1 pseudogene is annotated in these 452 nt (G+C 53.5%); it reads right to left on the bottom strand.

Going from position 1 to position 452, the window contains the following annotated elements:
- Nucleotides 1-452: pseudogene (locus tag J5M56_RS25305) on the bottom strand (hypothetical protein); the annotation flags it as partial.

Raw genomic sequence — 452 nt, 5'->3', positions numbered from 1 at the left:
AGATTAAGCAGACTCAAATGCTTGACCGGACTGTTGGGGCTATTGAAAAGCGCCACTTCGCGCAACGGAAAGCCAGCCTTGACCAGGCGCTCTTCCGGTTTCGGCTGAAATTGCTCTGGCTCCCACAACAGATGGCGCAGTGGTAGGGCTGCGGCTACAGCGGCTTCTGCATCATCGCGAAGCTTCATGCGCTCTTGTTGAATGCGCTGCCACTCGGTTTTTTCAGCCTGCACGATGCCCGCTGGTGCCGCTACGTTTTGGCCGCTGGCGTCAATCCAGGCTTTGTATTTGGTGCGGATTTGTTCAGCCAGTTTGACCTGCCGCTGTTCCATCTCGAGATATGATTTGAATTTCTCGATACCTGCGCTGATTTCGCCTGTGTCAGGAATGAGGGCAAACTCAGGAAGTGCCAAGCCATAGTCGGCGACTTTCAAAATCGAATCGATATAGGC

Origin of the sequence: Pseudomonas sp. 51_B, assembly GCF_017491595.1 — a bacterium.
GTDB classification, from domain to species: domain Bacteria; phylum Pseudomonadota; class Gammaproteobacteria; order Pseudomonadales; family Pseudomonadaceae; genus Aquipseudomonas; species Aquipseudomonas promysalinigenes.
The sequence above is the reverse complement of the archived record's forward strand: the minus strand, read 5'-3'. Positions and strand labels throughout refer to the sequence as shown.